General features: G+C 35.1%; 16 protein-coding genes and 1 other RNA gene. 8 read left to right on the top strand and 9 right to left on the bottom strand.

Features of this window, described 5'->3' with window-relative positions; genetic code table 11:
- Positions 1-99: 99 nt before the first annotated feature.
- The 5 genes from ABWU72_RS07905 to ABWU72_RS07885 all read right to left on the bottom strand — a co-directional run bounded on the left by ABWU72_RS07905 (position 100) and on the right by ABWU72_RS07885 (position 6,668).
- Entirely contained in the window at positions 100-2,091 is a 1,992-nt protein-coding gene (locus tag ABWU72_RS07905) for a porin (RefSeq protein WP_353284038.1), read from the bottom strand.
- Between the two features lie 179 nt (positions 2,092-2,270).
- Positions 2,271-3,119, bottom strand: coding sequence for a 3'-5' exonuclease (locus ABWU72_RS07900; RefSeq protein WP_051955838.1), 849 nt, complete (start codon positions 3,117-3,119; stop codon positions 2,271-2,273).
- A complete protein-coding gene (era, locus tag ABWU72_RS07895; protein WP_155969004.1) occupies positions 3,112-3,996 on the bottom strand; it encodes a GTPase Era in 885 nt (294 codons plus the stop codon). The genes ABWU72_RS07900 and era overlap by 8 nt, the downstream gene beginning before the upstream one ends.
- A gap of 250 nt (positions 3,997-4,246) precedes the next feature.
- Complete coding sequence (cydB, locus tag ABWU72_RS07890; RefSeq protein ID WP_010962802.1) at positions 4,247-5,269, bottom strand: cytochrome d ubiquinol oxidase subunit II; 1,023 nt, start codon at positions 5,267-5,269, stop codon at positions 4,247-4,249.
- A complete protein-coding gene (locus tag ABWU72_RS07885; RefSeq protein WP_006280502.1) occupies positions 5,262-6,668 on the bottom strand; it encodes a cytochrome ubiquinol oxidase subunit I in 1,407 nt (468 codons plus the stop codon). Before ABWU72_RS07885 ends, cydB begins: the two co-directional genes overlap by 8 nt.
- Positions 6,669-7,611: 943 nt before the next feature.
- Between ABWU72_RS07885 and ABWU72_RS07880 the strand changes: the two genes are divergently transcribed.
- Together ABWU72_RS07880 and ABWU72_RS07875 are read left to right on the top strand one after the other, a co-directional pair.
- Positions 7,612-8,232 carry a superoxide dismutase gene (locus tag ABWU72_RS07880; RefSeq protein WP_010082437.1) on the top strand — a complete coding sequence of 207 codons (621 nt, stop codon included), beginning with the start codon at positions 7,612-7,614 and terminating at the stop codon, positions 8,230-8,232.
- Entirely contained in the window at positions 8,229-9,500 is a 1,272-nt protein-coding gene (locus tag ABWU72_RS07875) for a M16 family metallopeptidase (RefSeq protein WP_010962800.1), read from the top strand. Before ABWU72_RS07880 ends, ABWU72_RS07875 begins: the two co-directional genes overlap by 4 nt.
- Positions 9,501-9,506: 6 nt before the next feature.
- Here ABWU72_RS07875 and ABWU72_RS07870 read toward each other — a convergent pair whose 3' ends face one another.
- The 3 genes from ABWU72_RS07870 to nuoE form a co-directional block, all read right to left on the bottom strand.
- Positions 9,507-9,824 carry a hypothetical protein gene (locus ABWU72_RS07870; RefSeq protein WP_010082444.1) on the bottom strand — a complete coding sequence of 106 codons (318 nt, stop codon included), beginning with the start codon at positions 9,822-9,824 and terminating at the stop codon, positions 9,507-9,509.
- A gap of 191 nt (positions 9,825-10,015) precedes the next feature.
- Positions 10,016-11,230: a tRNA guanosine(34) transglycosylase Tgt gene (gene tgt / locus ABWU72_RS07865; RefSeq protein WP_151807958.1), complete on the bottom strand. Its 1,215-nt coding sequence runs from the start codon at positions 11,228-11,230 to the stop codon at positions 10,016-10,018.
- Entirely contained in the window at positions 11,231-11,731 is a 501-nt protein-coding gene (gene nuoE / locus ABWU72_RS07860; RefSeq protein ID WP_353284037.1) for an NADH-quinone oxidoreductase subunit NuoE, read from the bottom strand.
- A gap of 224 nt (positions 11,732-11,955) precedes the next feature.
- Here nuoE and ABWU72_RS07855 point away from each other — a divergent pair, with 224 nt between their 5' ends.
- The gene (locus ABWU72_RS07855; RefSeq protein ID WP_353284036.1) at positions 11,956-14,058 is read left to right on the top strand and encodes a hypothetical protein; all 2,103 of its coding nucleotides are present in this window, start codon (positions 11,956-11,958) and stop codon (positions 14,056-14,058) included.
- A gap of 157 nt (positions 14,059-14,215) precedes the next feature.
- Positions 14,216-14,565, top strand: an RNA gene (gene rnpB / locus ABWU72_RS07850) — RNase P RNA component class A.
- A gap of 51 nt (positions 14,566-14,616) precedes the next feature.
- Here the strand turns inward: rnpB and ABWU72_RS07845 are convergent.
- Positions 14,617-15,387 (bottom strand): response regulator transcription factor, encoded by a 771-nt coding sequence (locus ABWU72_RS07845; RefSeq protein WP_010962797.1) that lies wholly within the window; start codon positions 15,385-15,387, stop codon positions 14,617-14,619.
- Positions 15,388-15,712: 325 nt separating this feature from the next.
- Between ABWU72_RS07845 and ABWU72_RS07840 the strand changes: the two genes are divergently transcribed.
- The 4 genes from ABWU72_RS07840 to ABWU72_RS07825 are packed head-to-tail and all read left to right on the top strand — an operon-like array spanning position 15,713 to position 19,146.
- Positions 15,713-16,696, top strand: coding sequence for an NAD(P)H-dependent glycerol-3-phosphate dehydrogenase (locus tag ABWU72_RS07840; protein ID WP_010962796.1), 984 nt, complete (start codon positions 15,713-15,715; stop codon positions 16,694-16,696).
- A 19-nt stretch (positions 16,697-16,715) separates the two neighbouring features.
- Positions 16,716-17,198 carry a phosphatidylglycerophosphatase A gene (locus ABWU72_RS07835; protein ID WP_006279290.1) on the top strand — a complete coding sequence of 161 codons (483 nt, stop codon included), beginning with the start codon at positions 16,716-16,718 and terminating at the stop codon, positions 17,196-17,198.
- A complete protein-coding gene (locus ABWU72_RS07830; protein ID WP_155968998.1) occupies positions 17,188-17,967 on the top strand; it encodes a GNAT family N-acetyltransferase in 780 nt (259 codons plus the stop codon). The genes ABWU72_RS07835 and ABWU72_RS07830 overlap by 11 nt, the downstream gene beginning before the upstream one ends.
- 42 nt (positions 17,968-18,009) lie before the next feature.
- The gene (locus ABWU72_RS07825) at positions 18,010-19,146 is read left to right on the top strand and encodes a hypothetical protein (protein WP_010962793.1); all 1,137 of its coding nucleotides are present in this window, start codon (positions 18,010-18,012) and stop codon (positions 19,144-19,146) included.
- Position 19,147: the final 1 nt, after the last annotated feature.

Below are 19,147 nucleotides of genomic sequence, written 5' to 3'. Positions count from 1 at the left end.
GGGATGACAGGAGAGAGGACACCATATGTTTATTTGATCGACAAATAAACACTAACAGACAAGAATACACCACAGTTAACTGTGGTGTGTACTGGCTGGTTAGAAAGAAAACTTCACACCAGTAAGAAGGAGAATTCCTTGGTTAGAAGGTACATCAGCATCAGACTCATCTTTCAGCTTACCTGTTTTGTTAGTCATAAAATAATGGAGAGCTGCGTAAGGAACAAATTTGTTCTTACTGCATGCAGGAGACAGATCATATTGAACGCCAAGTGCACCATCATGAAGCATATCTTTGTCATTCATTCTGCTGCCAAAATACGTCAAACTTGTGTAGATATTCTCATGTTGATACCCAGCTCCTACAGTCCAATACATGGTATCTATACTATCTTTACCAAATTGAGCTTTCAGCCCTTCCACTCTTTTGCCATCAGTAGCATCTTTACTATCAATTTCCGTATAGGTATCACCAATTAATTTTTTAATACCCTTCGGTTGACCAGATTTGCCCAAGTATGCAAAAGAAGCGGCAAATTTTACGCCTTGATCTTCATTAATCTTATAATCAGCGCTTACACCCAAATTAACACCCATCAGGTCATTATACTCTACAAATTCCTTATAAAGATGCTTATCTTTACTTAGTTTTTTCGCTTGACCATACTCACCAACTGCAGAAGTTTTAACTTTCACCTTATGTTTATCAAAGTCATATTCATATGATACGCCAGCGCTTACTATGTGCTCATAGTCTGGACCGACATGCTTTATCTCTTCTTTATGCTTTATCACCTCGGCACCACTTATAGTCTCCTTAAAAGGAACTGTTTCTTTTACAATAAACAAACTACTATCATAACGAGGTGAGTAGCTGATACCAAATCTTGCGCCCATATAATTTGGTGAGTAGTAAGCAACTCTAAATGGCAGTGTAGTCATAACGCCTTTGTTATATTTCCCTGCCATACGGAAAGAGAATTTTTCACTTTCACTCGAAAAACTTTCAGTGTAAAGACGTGGTGTTACATAAAATGGAAAGCTAGCAGCGCTTCCTTCTAAGTTCACTTTTCTGAACCAGTCACTATCTGCAGCTCCGTCAACAGTCGCAATTCTTGTTGCATCAAGCCTCATCAGAGCCTCAGGACCAAATTGGTAACCAAGCTTCACGTCACCATATTTTGAGTTAACAAACACATGCGCACTTCTGCCTTTTGCAGCATAAACACCCTGTGAAGCTCCCTTACCTTCGGTCACTGGGACATGAAACTGCACGTCAGCACCATAAAGAAGACCTAAATCTTCATTCTTATTTTCTGCTCTGAGGTGCAATATTGCATCAGCAATCATACCCATATCGTTGCTGTAATCACCAATATTTCCTATTCCTTCATAGAATATTGGATTTGCTCCTTTTGTTATATCTGGAGTGGCATTATAATACTCTGTAGATCTGTTTGGCATAACGTTATAACGTTTATAATCTGCGCCACTTGGTCCAGCTTTGCCATAACCTTGAGCATCAACAACACCACCAAAAGTTATTCTTAAATTACTTTGCCCTTGATTGGTATCGATAATATCAACTCCACCAACTGAAACAACAGGACTTGCCTTACCTTTTTCCTCTGTATTTTTGTTAACAACTTTTATATCCTTCTTTACATCTTTAGCTTCAACTTTAGCATTCTTAGTTTTAGAACGCTTAGTTTTTGAAACTTTACCTTTTTCTATATTAGAATTCTTAGCGTTTAGAGCTTTCGCTTTTGAATCCTCTATAAGCTTTGCTTTTTTCTCATTTGCTAGCCTGATCTCCTCTTTTTTCTTCTGCTCGGCTGCTAATCTTAGCTCCTCTTTTTTCTTAAGCTCTTCAGCTTTTTTTCTTGGATCAGCATTACATATTCTGTCCATCTTTTCTTTCAGTTTTTTATTTGATGTTTTCATAACTTCCACTTTTCCAGAAGTTTTTGTGCTCTCTTGCTTTTTTATTTCCTTCATACTCTCATCAGGAAAGTCAGCTGCAAAACTGCTGAAAGAACATAAAGTTAATAAAGAAACTAGAGCAGTTCTAGTATACATAGACTTTTTCATGAAGTGCCCCCAAAAAATTTCGAAATCATATCTTAAATGTAAATAGTATAAAAATGTTGAAAATTCAACTTAAAGCAACCTTATAACGAAAATAAAAGTAAAATGCAATACCTTAAAAGCAACTTTCTTAATATGCTCAACGTGTATATTAACCAAAATTTAGTACAGAGGTTCGCTTGTTAGTGCATTATAACTCGACTATTTATTCTATGGAAGTAAAATTTTCCACCACAAGTTATTTGCCATTCTTCTTTAAATTTCTTTAGGTATTCTTTTTTTTCGCACTCTAAAAGCAGCTCTTCCACACTTTTGTTGTAGCTTTCAGTAGTAATCCTTCCCTGATGATGCATGAACCTTAAGTAAATCAAATAAGTGTTAATTACATCTGTTTCACAATAATCTCGAATCTCTTGTATCTTGCCGCTATCGTATAAGTCCATAACTTGTGACCCATCAACTCCAATCTTACCAGGAAGATTAAATGCTGCACAAACTTCGTTCATTTTTACTCTCGCAGAAGCTCCAAAATCAGAGAGGGATTCAAGCAAATCACAATGCCAATCACTGCTATATCTCTGATTGTAACTATTCCACTTATCGCCAGCTTTATGAAAATATTCTGCTTGAATGCCATGGACCATAGCACGATACTTCAGCACTGGTATATCAAAAGTGCGTCCGTTGAACGAAACTAATCTTGGCTTTTTCTCTGATATGTAGTTAAAAAATCCTTTCACTAGCTCCTTTTCACTGGAATTTAGTGTGCCTCCAGATCTTATTTCTTGCAGTGTGAACACCTCATAACCACTCTGGTAGCTTATATTGCAAAGTAAAAAACTAATAACTACAACAAGGTGAAAAGGCTGACGCAGAAAAGAGTTTTGCCCATTTGTTATTTCGAGATGATATTTTGTTAATGCATCCCTCTTCTCTTCTACACTACTATCATCACTAATATTGAGTAAATTTTTGCAGGAATTTACATCTGGTATAGTTTCAATATCAAATACCAATAAAGAATTAAGCATTGCCTATATACTCCTCCGGACGGTCGATCCAAGGTCGCACTTTCACAAATAAAAAGAGGTGTACCTTGCACTCAAATAATTTTTCTAGTTCAGCACGCGCTTCGATATTAATTTTTTTAATATTACTGCCATCTTTCCCTAGCACTATTTTTTTATGACTATCTTTCAACACAAATATGATCTGTTTGATGACTAAACTCTTATCTTTTTTTTCCTCAAATTGTTCAGTTATAATAGCTGTAGAGTATGGCAATTCTTCACGCAAGTTCAAGAATAATTTTTCTCTCGTAATTTCTGCTGATAAAAAATTTGTCGAGGAATCGGTTATTTGATCTTCTTCATAAAACCAGGGGCTCACCGATGCAACTTCAGACAAGTAATTCATCAAATCAGAAAGTCCATCATTCTTTAATGCTGATATCATAAAAACCTTTTCAAATTTATAAAGCAAATTCAGATGCTCATGCGCCATCTTTAATTCAGGCCTTTTTACCAAATCAGTTTTATTGATAACCAAAATGCATCTGCCTTTTGTGCGCTGCAGCCGCATAAATATAGTCTTAATTCTTTCTATATTTTTCAAATAATTGCTTACATCAACAAGCAACAAAGTGATGTCACTATCCTTAACTGCCGACCATGCAGATTTGACTAAAGCTTTTTCAAGTTTTGTTTCTGCTGAGAAAATTCCTGGGGAGTCAGTAAAGACAATTTGTGTGTTGTTGCATGTTGCAACACCCCTTATTTGCGTCCTTGTTGTTTGCACTTTAGGGGTGACAATTGCAATTTTCTTGCCTATGATGCTGTTAATTAATGTAGACTTCCCAGCATTTGGTAAGCCAGCTATGGTTACAAATAAGCATTTTTGTTCTTTCACAAAGAAAATTATAAAGAAAACTGAATGCCCGCGTCAAGCTACTTATATGACAAGAAGGATGACAGAACCCTTTTTGGTTAGCATGCAAAAAGGAAAAAAACTTATTCTACAAATTAAAAATACAATATACTCAAAAACTTTTCAGAAAATCCATAGGAGGGTTTGCTAATGAAGGTTCTTGAGTTGACGCCATTGCCTGAACGACTGCTTGATTTAAGGGTAACGTTTTAACCATAAGGTCACTAACTCCTTAATATGTGTGTTCATAATTTGATTTTCCACGAAAGACATAATAGCAATAACCAGTGTAAGTTAAAATGATTGGTAAAAGCGGTATTATAACAATGAGCATTAAAGATAAACTTGGCCCAGAAGCGGCTGCATCCAGAATGGTATATTGAAAAGGTATAATCCATGGGTAGATACTAATTCCTAAACCTAAATATCCCATAAAAAAAATAGCAATACTGAGAAAGAATGGACGGTACTCCCGTTTAGTATTCTGAAGATCAAACCACAGCATGAAAAATAGCCAAGATGTGAGTAATGGAATAGAAAATAAATAATAAAAATTTGGCATGCTAAACCAAAAGTTTTTAATACGTTCATTTAAAAATGGTGTCACTACACTCACTAGTCCCATGAAAATACCTACAAAACCAAGCGTATAAGAAGCAACCTTGCGTGCCCATTCTTGTGTTATATTTTCTGTCTTCATTATGAGCCATGTAGAACCTAAAAGTGCATATCCAAATATCACAGCAATGCCTGTCATTACACTAAAAGCACTTGCCCAATCAAATTGGCCACCAGAAAAGTTGCGTCCGTTTACTTCTACACCATGTATAAATGCACCTAAAATCATGCCTTGGCAAAATGCAGCACCAAGTGACCCAAAATGAAAGGCATAATCCCATAATCGCCTGTATTTTCCTTCTGCCTTAAAACGAAACTCAAAGGATACTCCGCGCACTATAAGGCCAAGCAGCATAATAATGATTGGAATATAAAAAGCAGGCATTAATATTGAATATGCAAGAGGAAAAGCAGCAAACAACCCTCCACCACCCAATACCAACCATGTTTCGTTTCCATCCCAAAATGGTGCAATTGAGCTTATCATGTGATCACGGCATTTATCTGACGGTGCAAAAGGAAGTAAAATACCAATACCTAAATCAAACCCATCCATTAAAATATACAGTAAAACAGCTATGGCAATTAGTAATCCCCAGATTAGGGGTAAATTAATTAAGGAAGAAAAATCAAACATGATTGTTGTCCTTTCCAGATGTACCAGCATCAATCACTGAAGCTCCAATACCGTGTTTATAAAATTGCTCTTCTTCTTTAATGACAGGAATTCCTTTGTATATAAGTTTCAGAATATAGTAACTACCTGCTCCAAATATAAGGGTATACATAACGATAAATGCAATCAAAGACCATGCAACCTGAGGACCGGTAATCGCAGATGAAAATGATTCAATTGTGCGCATAATTCCATATACAGTGTAAGGTTGACGGCCAATTTCAGTAGTAAACCAACCTGCAAGTAACGCTATGAACCCAGACGGCATCATTGATATCCACCATCCATGTAAGAAACAACTTTGGAATAATTTGCCACGAAGATACTGTATAACACTTACTGACCCAATTATGATCATTAAAATTCCAACTCCAACCATTATACGGAAGGACCAGAATACCCATACTACAGGTGGTCTATCTTCTTTTTTCCATTCCTTTAATCCTTTTACTTCTCCTAAAAAATCATGTGTTAAGATCAAGCTGGCAAGATTAGGAATTTTTATCTCGTAGTGATTAATTTCATTTTGCTGATCCGGATAAGCAAATAAAAGTAAGCCAGCCCCTTTTTCGGTTTCCCATATACCTTCCATTGCAGCAATCTTAGCAGGTTGATGCTTTAGTGTATTTAATCCATGCCTATCTCCCATGAACAGCTGAAATGGTGCAGCTAAAGCTACCATAATGGTTGCCATACCAAGCATAATTCTTGCTTGAGGAGCATGTCGTTTTCTCCAAAGATAAAATGCTCCTACACCACCAACCACAAAAGCTGTTGTAAGATAGGCTGCTGTTACCATATGAATAAAGCGATAAGGGAAAGAAGGATTAAAAATAATCTCTAACCAATTGGTTGGATATAGGAGACCATTCTCACCAATCGTGAATCCAGCGGGTGTTTGCATCCAACTGTTGGCCGCAATAATCCAAAAAGCTGAAATAAGCGTTCCCACTGCAACAATACAAGTAGAAGCAAAGTGCATACGAGAACTTACTCTATTCCATCCAAATAGCATAATACTCAAAAAAGATGCCTCCAGAAAAAAGGCTGTTAAAACCTCAAAGGAAAATAGAGGGCCGAGAACATTGGCTATGCGGTCAGAAAAAATCGACCAATTGGTACCAAGTTGATATGACATTACAACTCCAGATACCACTCCCATGCCAAAAGCAACGGCAAAAATCTTGATCCAGAATTTATAAACATCACGGAAACGTGTATCACCAGTCTTAAGCCAACACCATTCCAAAAAGGCTAGAAAACTTGCAAGCCCGATCGTGAAAGCAGGAAATATAATGTGAAAGCCTATTGTGAAGGCAAACTGAATTCGAGCTAATAATAAAGGATCAAATTTAAACATTTTACCTAATACCCATGTATTACAAATAATAGCCAAATCTGCCTATAATTCAATCCATTTTTTCACAAAATTGACCTTACCCAGAAAAAGTAGAGAGAAAGTTAAGACGTTTTTGTCATGAGAATAAATTGTGCAGGAATACAACTGTTCTCCCTTGTCATACCGTCACGGTATCTCTAGATCCCGCTAACACGTAGCGGAATGACGATTGTCAGGCCAGCGCCCCTATGATGTCATCCCAGTGCTCCTTTTTTTGTCATCCCAGTGTCAGCTACTCGGATGACATCATCCTTTTTTTGGGATTCCAGCGTCACGCGCTGGAATGACACCTTCCGTATAAACATTAAGAAATTTACCAAGCGGAGAAAAAGGCAAAAGAAGCCCCGTGGTTGGCTAATTACTTACATTATACTTTCAAGTATGGCGTTTTTTTATTCTAAACGTTTAATAACCGCGATTCAGCTACTTTTAAACCGCAACTAATCTAAATTATAAACGTTAAGAAATTTACTAAACAGAAAAAAAGGCAAAAGAAACCCTAGGGTAGCTAGTTATTCACTATCCATTTTTTAAGTTGGCGTTTTTTTATGTTTTAAACGCTTTATAAGCGCGTTTCAGCTTATGTAGGTAGAAATTTTATAAGACATAAGGTGCACATAGTGCAAAAAATTAAACATGAGACGCCAGATACGTGAGTTTTTTTGTCATTTAATCTGTACAGAGAAGATAAATAAATAGCTTCAGTTTCATGATAAGGGGGTTGGCGAAGGGTGTCAAGTAACTTTTGCATTTAATCCATTTCTATGGCTTATATAATAATCGTTATTGTAGTATAATTTAGAATAATGCAATAGATACCTAAATGTTTTAGCTATTAATTATATGTTGCACAAAAGCATATATTGCCCTACCATCCAAGTAGGTTAGAAATAAAGAGGTTTTTATGAGTTTTACTTTACCTGAATTACCATACGATAAAACAGCTTTGGAGCCTTATATATCTGCAAAAACCTTAGATTTTCATTATGATAAGCACCATAAAGGATATTTAAATAAACTCAACGAGCTAGTTGAAAATACGGATTATCAACATGTAAAAATTGAGGAATTAATAACAAAAGTGCATGGTAATAGCGGCAACTTGCCTATATTTAATAATGCAGCACAAGTTTGGAACCATACTTTTTATTGGAATTCAATGAAAAAAAATGGTGGTGGTAAGCCTAAAGATGGTAGTCTTCTAGCAAAAAAAATTCAAGACGATATCGGTGGCTTTGATAAATTTTATGAAGAATTTTCGAGTCATGGAGTAAGCCAGTTTGGCAGTGGATGGGTATGGTTAGTGCTCGAAAAAGGTAGGTTAGGAAAGCTCAAAATCACCAAGACTCCAAATGCAGATTTGCCAATAATTTATGGCCAAGTGCCACTACTCACTATGGATGTGTGGGAGCACGCCTATTATTTAGATTGTCAAAACCGTAGAATTGACTACATAAAAGTTTTCCTTGATCATTTGATTAATTGGGATTTTGCAGAAGAGAACTTAGAAGAATATATGAGATGAATATACCCCGGGTAACAAAATTAGATAATGGTCTGCGCATAATAACTGAGCAGGTGCGTGATATTGATTCCGTAGCTTTAAGCATACGAGTTGGTGTTGGCAGTAGAGCAGAAAGTGCAAAGCAAAATGGAATATCCCATTTTTTAGAACACATGGCTTTCAAAGGGACGAAGACAAGAACTGCCTTTGAAATTGCAAAAGCTTTTGATGACATAGGTGGAGTTTTCAACGCTAGCACCGGTAGGGAAAGCACCACCTATTATGCAAAAGTCCTCAAGAAAGACATAAAAACTGGTATTGATATATTAATAGATATATTGATGAATTCCACGTTTCCAGAAGATGAATTGGAACGTGAGAAGGGTGTTGTAATACAAGAGATTTTTCAAACTAATGATTCACCAAGTGACATTATTTTCGACAAATATTTTGAGGCAGCTTATAAAGACCAACCATTTGGTAGGTCAATCTTAGGCACGCAAAATACTGTAAAATCTTTTACTCGAGGAGATCTAGATAATTACATAAATGAGCATTACTTTGGTGAGAATATGCTATTTGCCGTTGCAGGAAATGTTGAACATGAAGAAGTTGTTGCATTAACCAAAGATTTTCTCTCAAAGATTCATTCTAAAAAGCTGAAAAAAAGCCAAAATGCGAGCTGTACTGGTGGTGAGTATTTAGAACATCGTAAATTAGATCAGGTACACTTGCTAATTGGTCTACCTAGTGTTTCTCGCCATGACGATAAATATCACACGTTTCAAGTGCTTGATTCTATATTAGGGAGCGGAATGTCATCACGTTTATTCCAGGAAGTAAGGGAAAAGCAGGGATTAGCTTACTCTGTTTATTCATTTAATTCCAGCTATACTAATACAGGAATGTTTTCCATTTTTGCTGGTACAGACAGTAGTAACTTAGATAAGCTTTTAAAATCTATAACGACAGAGTTGAAGAAGTTGTCTACAGATGATCTGAAGGAAGAAGAAGTAAATAGAGTGAAAGAGCGAGTAAAATCCCAAATTTTAATGTCACGCGAAAGTGTTAGCTCACGTGCTGAAACATTGGGACACTACTACGGTAACTATAATAGGTACATCAGTAAAAATGAATTAATAGAAAAAATTAGTGCAGTTACCACTGCTAACGTAAAAAAAGCAGCAGAAGAATTGTTATCTCAGCATGAAAAAACCACTCTAGCTGCAATTGGAGAAATTGAATCATTGCCAAGTTACGATAAAGTGGTTTCTATGCTTAAAGCTTAGTGTACTTTAATTATGTTGCTTAAGCTCACTAAAAAGTTCAATGAACGGTTGCAAAATCCTTTCTATAAAAAGTTTACTTTCTGGTTCATCGCGTATATTACTTATCAGTTTATTCAAAGTTTTCTCGCTGTTTCGTAAAAATAAATAGCTTTCTACTGCTTGCACACCAGACAAGACAGTCAAAATTCCTCCTATCACTAGACAAGCAGCTATAGCAGGTACGGTACCCACTGCAATTGCAGTTGCGATTAATGATAACCCAGCTAAGAATGTAACGGCTGAAACGCAAAACGCTATTTGATGTTTTTCTTTATTGTTAACCATAAATACCTCACAAAAACTATATTTTTAACATACCAGTGTTGTCATGTATTGTCAAGTTTTTAAAGAAGATTAAAAAATGCAACGCACATGTGCAAAAGACGCTAACTATGGATTAGCCAAGGAAGAAAGAGTAGGAAGAGGAAGGCTTTTTCTGTTTTAGGGAATATAAAATAAGCGTAGAAAAATATGAACTAGGTGTATAATTCACAGTGTAGTGGTATCTCACTAATCCAATTATTTTTCTCCCGATCTAGCCTATCATCTAATATAGCCTGCCTTATTGATGCCATTAACTTATTCATAAAGAAAATATTATGAATGGTAACGAGCGTGTAAGCCAGGAGCTCTTTAGCTTTCAGTAAATGGTGTATATAAGCTCTTGAATGTTTTCTGCAGGTAAAGCATAAACAGTCACTTTCAATTGGGTTGTTGTCCAGCTCAAATCGTTGATTCCGCAAATTAATATGCTCTTTGCACTTTGAAGAAATAGAATTTCTGTTTTTTACTTTAACAAGTGCGCCACCATGCCTTGCTAAGCGGGTTGGATGCACGCAATCAAACGTGTCAATTCCAAGCTCTACTCCGCGAAAGATGTCCACAATTCCACCAATACCAAGCAAATGAGTAGGCCTGTCTTTTTTCAGGTGGTCCATAGTGAAAGAAACTACATCATGCATCTGCTCTTTACTTTGACCAAGTGATCCACCTATTGCTTGACCAAAAAATGGCAAATCGTTGATAAAATCACAACTTTCTCTACGTAAATCTTGATACACTCCGCCTTGACTAATTCCATACAGTGCCTGCTTGCCATTATTGTTTTTTTCAAATTCATTTAAAGAACGTTCAGCCCATCTGTGGCTCATGAGCATTGATTTTGCTGTGTATTCTTTGCTTACGTGAAATGGAGTGCATTCATCTAAAACTAGGATTAAATCTGCACCTAATTTCTGTTGAATTTGTACAGATTTTTCAGGAGTTAAGCAATAAATTTTACCATTAATGTAAGAACGAAAAATTGCCCCATCCTCATTAATTTTGATCAAAGTTTTTTGTTTTTTTCTTATTCCTTTTATCTCTTCCGAAACTGATCCGTGGCCTAAGCTAAATATCTGATATCCACCTGAGTCAGTTAGCATTGGCCCATTCCATCCTATCATCTTGCGCAAACCACCAAGTTTTGCAACAGTATTCTCTCCTGGTTGAAGCATTAGGTGATAGGTGTTGGAAAGTATGATTTGGGTACCAGCTTCACTTATTCTTTCAATATCTGCAGCTTTAATTGCAGCTTTTGTTGCGCAGAATATAAAAGCGGGGGTTTCTACGCTTCCATTTGGAGTTTTAATTGTTCCAACTCTTGCAGAACCTGATTGCTTGATTCTCTTGAATGAAAATTCTTCTTTCATCTATTTGCCTGAAAGTTCTGTTATGATGTTTTCTACTTTCTCAGGAGTAAGATTTTCATAGAAGTCATTATTGATCTGCACAACGGGAGCATTAACGCATGCACCTAGGCATTCAACTTCTTTTAAAGTGAACAAATTATCTTTAGTAGTCTCACCGATATTGATTCCAAGTTTTTTTTTAAAGGTATTTAAAACTTCTTCACTATTGCACAACCAGCAAGGAGTTGTTCTACAAATTTGTATTAGATATTTGCCTACTGGTTTTAAATTATACATGGTGTAAAAATTTGCCACTTCATATACACGAATATGTGGAATATGCAGCATATCAGAAACATAACGCATAGCAGATTCAGAAACCCATCCGCATTGCTCTTGAACCAGATATAGTAAAGGCATAACAGCACTACCTTCTCTACCTTTGGGATACATCTCTATAAACTTTCCCGCTTTCTTGAGGTTTTCTGATGTAAAACTAAACTGCTCTTCTTTTTCTATCATTCATGAGACTCGTGTAAACTTTAACAGATTATACCTGTAGAACCAATGATTGCAATTGTTGGTTTTTTGAGAAATAGCATAAAGCTTCTTAGCCCTCTTCAAGCTTATATTTACCTTTTAGTATAAAATATTATATTAATTTTTTAATTTTAGTTAAAATTTTCATTGACATTAACACACAGGAGTAATCATAATAGCATTTTATTAATATTTTAAATAAAATTATGTCTATATTAAGAAGATTGCTCGGGATCAACTCAAATACACCGGAAATTAAAGAAGCGATAGGTTTTAATCCAACAAACGTAGAATTAATTGAGGGGAATGGAGTTGCTTACGGACTCAGCTATCAAGATAATGGTAATGGGAGCAGTAAAGTAAAATTACTTATTAGTCCATTATATCAATCAAAAACATACGAATGTGGTACAAATATCAGCGTAGCAAATGAATTCAAAGATCAATTATCTCTCACATTAATAGAAGATTCAGCTGAAATAGATAAAGTTGGAGTTATCTTTCCTGAAGAAGGAATTAGCGAAGAAGGAGAAAAATGCGTTAAAGGCTTATCTTTTAACACTTACGGAATTAAACAATCAGTTAATACTCCTTCAGTTGAACATTTAGATAAAAGAAAATTACAAAAGAATATTGATAATAATAGTCTTGCAAATGTGGGCAATAGTTACTTTCAACCAAGAGCAGTGAAAGTTGGTAATGGTGAAGTAATTGTAATCGCCCATAACTTAAAGGATCAAACTTTAGTTTCTTGGTACTTAAAGTCAAGCGAGAGCGGAAAATTTAAGGTATTGACTGGAGAAAAAGGTGTTACAGAAAGAAAATTGTTCAATTTTGATAATCAGGGGCAATTGGCATTAAATGGAAACACGATGCTTTATTCGCAAGTGAGCAAAAGGATTACTAAGGAAAATCAAGAGGTGAGAAAAACACGTATTTTTAAATTTGATATGGCTAAAGTGATTCAGGGTCTGAAGGATGGAGTTAATGGCTTTTTACTTGGTAATCGAAAAGGTCAAATAGATAATAAAGCACTATCTCTTTCTAGAGAACATGAAATAAGCTTTTTGCAGTATGTTGAACAAACGGAAGGAAATGATCTAGTTGCTTTTCTTGAAAATGACCAATCAGCTAATGAGCAGAGGTTACATATAGCAACTCTACTTAAAAATGGATCAGTGTCAGATTTTCCTATCTATCAATTTACAGATCCTATAGAGCAATTATATATTAAAGGCAACGGTCAGGGTGGTTTTATCGTAACTGCGGTAAGTGGAGAAAATATTGTAACTTTTAATCAAAACGGCTCTGGAAAATCTTCTGAAGCAACAATAATACCGGCAAATAGCATCAAAACTCTCAGTGATTTTGTTAATATCATTAACGGTCGATTAACGCCAGATATTATTTCTAGTAGTACCGTGGCTCCTATAACTGTTGCAGAAACGGTTGTGACTTCTAAGAAAACGCCGACTGCTGCAATTACTAGCACAGCAGAAACCGACGCTGTGAAGACTACTAAATTGACAACGGAAGCCGTTGCACCTACTTCTACAATAAGTAAACCTTCAACGGAGTCAACGACAGTAGCAAAAACAACTACTACTTCACAAGCGACCACGGTTGCTACAACGTCAACTAGTGTGCCGATAGTAACTTCAGGGACTGAGACAAGTACTGTAAAACCTACAGCAGCGACTGGTGCGTCGACTTCTACGATGAGTAAACCTTCAACAGAGTCAACGACTCAAACAAGTACAGTAACAGTGAAGCCAACAACAGAAGCCGTTGCACCTACTTCTACAACGAATAAACCTTCAACAGAGTCAACGACTCAAACAAGCACAGTAACAGTGGAACCAACTGCGCCAACAACAAGCTCAGAGAAAACTACACAAACAGTATTTAGTATACCAAGTACTAGAACAAAAGAGTCAACAACTCCTATATTCACCACGACTTTACTTCCTCAGTCTACTTCTTCACCACAACCTACTCAACTTGCTATAGGGTCTAATAAGGCAGGAATGATAGGGGGATCTTTGGTTGGAGCAATAGGTATTGTTGGAATTATAGGATTCATAGCATATAGATATGTTAAGGGTCGTAATGCTGCTCCTGTATTAGAACTAACTGATTTGGGTTATAGAAGGCGATCATCTTCAAGTAGCGATGAAGAAATTTTTACCACTGGTAACAGAATGCGAACTATATATCAATCTGAAACAGTGCTAAATAGTATATCAGTAGAAAGTAGTAGTCGATCAAGAAGTAGCTCATCGTCTTCAAGCGGTGGACCAGGCTCTTGACTAACTGAAGCGGAGTCTAAAAGTGAAAAAAGCTTATCTTGGGATAGTGATGATGTGCCGGAATATCACCTTTAGCTATTTGTCTAAATGTTTTTAATATGTAGACTGTTAGGAAATTGTCTTTTGCTTTTGTGATTTTCATGTTAAAGTATAATTCCTAGGTGAAATAAGTAGCTGCTGTTGTGTGATAAACATAGCAGAGGAAAGTCCGGGCTCCAAGGAAAAATAGTGACGGGTAATGCCCGCCGGAGGTAACTCCAGTTATAGGGCTACAGAAAATTACCGCCTAAAATATTTTTAGGTAAGGGTGAAAAGGTGTGGTAAGAGCACACCATGGCAATGGCAACATTGGTAGTCGAGTAACCAACACTAGGAGCAAGATTAAATAGAAGTAGATTTTATGTTTTCCTCATATCTACTCGGGTAAATCGCATGCGGTAAATGGTAACATTTACTCCAGATAAATAGCTACATAAACAGAACTCGGCTTATATTTCACCTAGGCGTTCACATGATACGTGCGATATAAGCCATGCTATATTTAAATGTGTAGGCATTTCATGCGTTGTCCTTCACTTGTTCTGCTTGATAGCCATCACTACTTTCGCCTACATTAACATTAGAATATTCATCATCATCAATATACTCTTTCAGAACATACCCTCTGCCCCAAACGGTTTCTATGTGGCTTTTTCCATCATTTGCACTTTCAAGTTTCTTACGTAATTTGCACATAAAAACATCAACTATCTTGTTATCTGAAGGTTCATCCAAGCCATTGTAAAGATGATTTAAGAACATTTCTTTTGTTAGTACTGTTCCTTTACGCAGTGCTAGCAATTCTATCATAGAATACTCTTTATTAGTAAGGTGAACCGTTTTACCTTTCACCTCAACAACCCTGTGATCAAAATTGATATTTATATTACCAATCTTTATCACCGATTCAGGATGGCCTTTAGTACGACGCACTATGGCCTTAATTCGAGCTAATAACTCGCTTTTATGAAATGGCTTGGTTAAGTAATCATCGGCACCATACCCGAGTCCTTTAGCTTTGTGATTGACAGCGGATATGCATGAAAGTATTAAGACAGGAACTTTGATTTTTGCACTTCTTAGTCTTAACAATATATCATATCCGTCAATATCACCAGGTAAGTGTATATCTAAAATAACTAGGTCATAGTAATCTCCGTTTGAGGAAACCATATTATTGTTATAATCTTGTGCAGAAGTAACAACGTCACAGAAGTGTCCATCAGAAGTTAAGGCGTTAACTACAGTCTTTGCACTTACTTGATCATCTTCAATTAATAATATACGCATATTTTACACCCCATAAATAATTTATAATTTTAGTAATATATATAACTAAGGAAAGTAATAAATCAAATTTTTATTAACAAATGATCAAAATTACACTTATTAATTAATAGTAAATATATTGTTCCAAAGTTATATAAATAGATCTAAAATATAATAGACATACCATGATAGTAATAATATTTTTAGTAAATATTGAATTAAAGTTACTATTATTAAAAGAATACTTCGGTTAATAAATATTTAACTATTCTATATGTCTGTGTTATATTTTTAATTTACTTATCCTACTATTTTAAAGTATAAGTAATATTTTCAGGAATATTGTGTGGCAATATCAATTTTAGGTGCTGGTGCATGGGGTACAGCAATCGCAATTTCATTAGGTAGTAAGAAAGATGTGATTTTGTGGACTCACAATGAAACTACATTTGAATCAATCAACGGGAAAAGAGAAAGTGACAAGCTACCCGGTTGTCGAATTTCTGATAATGTGTCAGTAAAATTGGCTATTGAAGACATAATTAATGCTTCAGTAACAATCCTCGCTGTTCCCACTCAGTCTCTGAGGAAGGTATGTCAGCAATTGCATAATTGTAATCTGAAAAAAGATGTAGCAATAATTTTAGCTTGTAAGGGAATAGAAAAGTCTACATTAAAATTACCTAGTGAAATAGTAAATGAAATTTTACCTAACAATCCTATTGCTATTTTTTCAGGTCCTAGCTTTGCTGTAGAAGTTGCAAGAAAATTACCCTATTCAATGGTTCTTGCATGCCAAAATAACACATTAGGTTCAAAGCTAGTATCAGAGCTGCAACAAGAAAATGTTAAATTGGAGTTTAGTAACGACATTATAGGAGTACAGATTTGTGCAGCGTTAAAGAACGTTTTTGCTATAGCGTGTGGGATTGTTCTAGGTAGTAAACTTGGGTTTAATGCTCATGCAGCATTGATTACGAAAAGTATGAGCGAAATTAAGGCTTTATACTCAGCAAAAATTGGTGACGGTAGTGTGGATATAAATACACTACTTGGGCCAGCATGTCTGGGTGACCTAATTATGACATGCACATCCTTGAATTCAAGAAACTTATCTTTTGGGTTTAAAATAGGTAATAGTGACAATGGCTTTAATGTTCAGCAGATTTTGTCAGAAGGCAAGTCAGTGATTGAAGGTTTTAGCACTGCTGAGTCCATATTTAATTTAGCAGGAAAGCTAAAGATAAAAATGCCTATATGTGAAGCGGTCTATAGATTATTGTATGAAAGCGCCTCTATAGAGGATACTCTTTCTGTTCTTATAAGTTAATTTTGTATTTGGATATATTGTGAAATTTTTATATAAATTAATATCAACGTGGTGGCTGTCTGGAACAGTAAAAAAAATGCCAGGTACTGTGGGTAGTTTGGCTTCTTTTCCGCTTGTTCCTGTAATCCTGAGCAACAAAATTTTAGGTGCAGCAATTATTTCTTTTTTATTCTTAATTGGATTATGGTCTACAGGTAATTATATAAAACATTACAAGACTTCATGTGATCCAAAAGAGGTAGTAATTGACGAAGTGGTTGGTCAATTGCTGACGATACTTTTAGTTTCGATATTGTTAAGCCAAGAGATGAATTGTTCTTCATTGTTGTTGTGCTTTTTTTCTTTTAGGTTTTTTGATATAATAAAAACGTGGCCTATAAATTTAATCGATAAAAATACCAAAGGTCCTTTAGGTATTATGCTAGATGACGTTATAGCTGCAATTTTAGCCTGTGTTCTTATAGGAGCCTTTTATTGTTTATTGTTGGTGTATGCAGGATAAAAAAATTTATTATTCAAGCTTAATTGTTCAAAATCTAAAGGATTATATACTGTACACAGCGAATTTATCTGAGTGGGAAGTACACGATGAATTTGATAACATCATATTTACAATAAATGGTACCAGGGAGTCATTATTTAATTTTGTGTTCTGTGGAGATCAATGTACCGAGCTTTCTATACAAAAAACTCTAGATTATCTCAGAACAAGAGATATAGAAGCAACATGGGTAATAAATTCACATATGAAAATAAGAGAGATTTTAGAAAAGTGTGAAATAAAACACGTTAGCACACCAAAAAAAGCTTTACTTAATATGAAAAATTACTTTTTACCTGCTGATGTTATTCCAAACTTGAGGTTAAATGCTGTGAATGGTAGCAACCTCTTAGAACAGTTAGATCTACACACTTCTAAAATTTTTTATCATGGCGTTGGAATTGTCAGCACATTTTTTCGCGGATTATCAAATTATGATGATAAGAACTCAAGATTAAGATTTTTTCTTGTAACACTAAATAATGAAATTATTGGGACATGCGGTCTTTATGTTCAAGATAGCGTAGCTGGTTTTTATAGTGATGGAGTTTTACCAATTTACAGGAATCGTGGAATAGGTACCCAAATGGTTTTAGAAAGAATAAAGATAGCTAAACAGCTTGAATGCAAATATATAGTAGCACATTGTATGAAATCTTCTGTGAACCTTTATAAGAGATTGGGCTTTCAAATGTTAGGCAATCTTTACTTATATACCTCTTCAGCATAATTCTGAGCGGTTACAAATTTTTACATTTGTTTTAAAAGTGCTATGTTTTTTTTGTATGAAGTGGTTTTAATATTGATTCTAATATTATTCTTTCTCTCTTATTCTAAATTAAAAATTAGTAATAAGATTAAGAACTTACAGCATCAAAATGTTATCATAAATAATTTAATTGATACTGTGAATGATGGGTTTTATATTTGGGATGCAAAAAAACGTATAGAAAAGTTCTCTCCCAATTTACTAATTTTGCTTAATACTGTTTTTTACTCATTTAATGAGTTTGTGAATTTTTTTGAGCAATCAGAAAGCTTAATCAAAAATTTTGTTGAGGCAAAGGAAATAAATAAATCTTTTACTCTAGATTTAAAGTCAAAAGACAGTGAGGTTTATTGCATATGTTACGGTAGAAGCATAATAGATGATTCTAACAATGTGATAGGTGTGCTGTTATGGATAAGGAATGTCTCAGACTGTAAGATAAAGGCTAACGGACTTGAGTTAGAAAATAGTAAGCTTACACAGGAAGTGGAGAGCTATAAAAACGTTTTCAACTCTTTACCGTTTCCAATACTAAGATATAACAAGAGTAGAAAGGTGGAATTTTATAACTTGTTTTATGATAAATATGTAGATGGTTCTAAGAAATTTGCTATTACCGGTAGCGCTCATAGCACAAAACCAGGAAGACATGTCATAACTTATAAGAACGAACCTAAGGTTTTCGATTTTGTTAAAATTCCAATACAAGGTTCTGGTAGCATAGTAATGTATGGGAAAGATGTTAGTGATGCAGAGAAATTATATACTGAATTAAACAGTTATTTAGCTACACAGAAAAATTTGCTTGAGAGGTTACCGGTTGCTATAGTAATATATAGTAAGAATCAAAAGCTAAAATTTTATAATAATGCTTTTATAAAAACCTTTCAATTTGACCCAAAATTTTTGGCATCTTACCCAACTTATCACGAAGTTATGCTTTACCTCTTCGAATCTAAAAAGCTTTTAGAAAAAGAGGATTTTCAAACTATTAGTAACCAAAGACATGAGTTGTTCAAAAAATTATTTGAATCGTACGATGATACGATGCACTTCACAAACGGAAAAGCGTTCAGGGTATTAACAATACCCTACGCTTCGGAAGGTTTGCTGTTCTCTTACGAAGAATGCAAAAGATAAT

This window comes from Wolbachia endosymbiont (group A) of Lypha dubia (assembly GCF_964028575.1).
GTDB lineage: Bacteria > Pseudomonadota > Alphaproteobacteria > Rickettsiales > Anaplasmataceae > Wolbachia > Wolbachia pipientis.
Note: the sequence above shows the minus strand (reverse complement) of the source record. Positions and strands in the feature narration are given on the sequence as shown.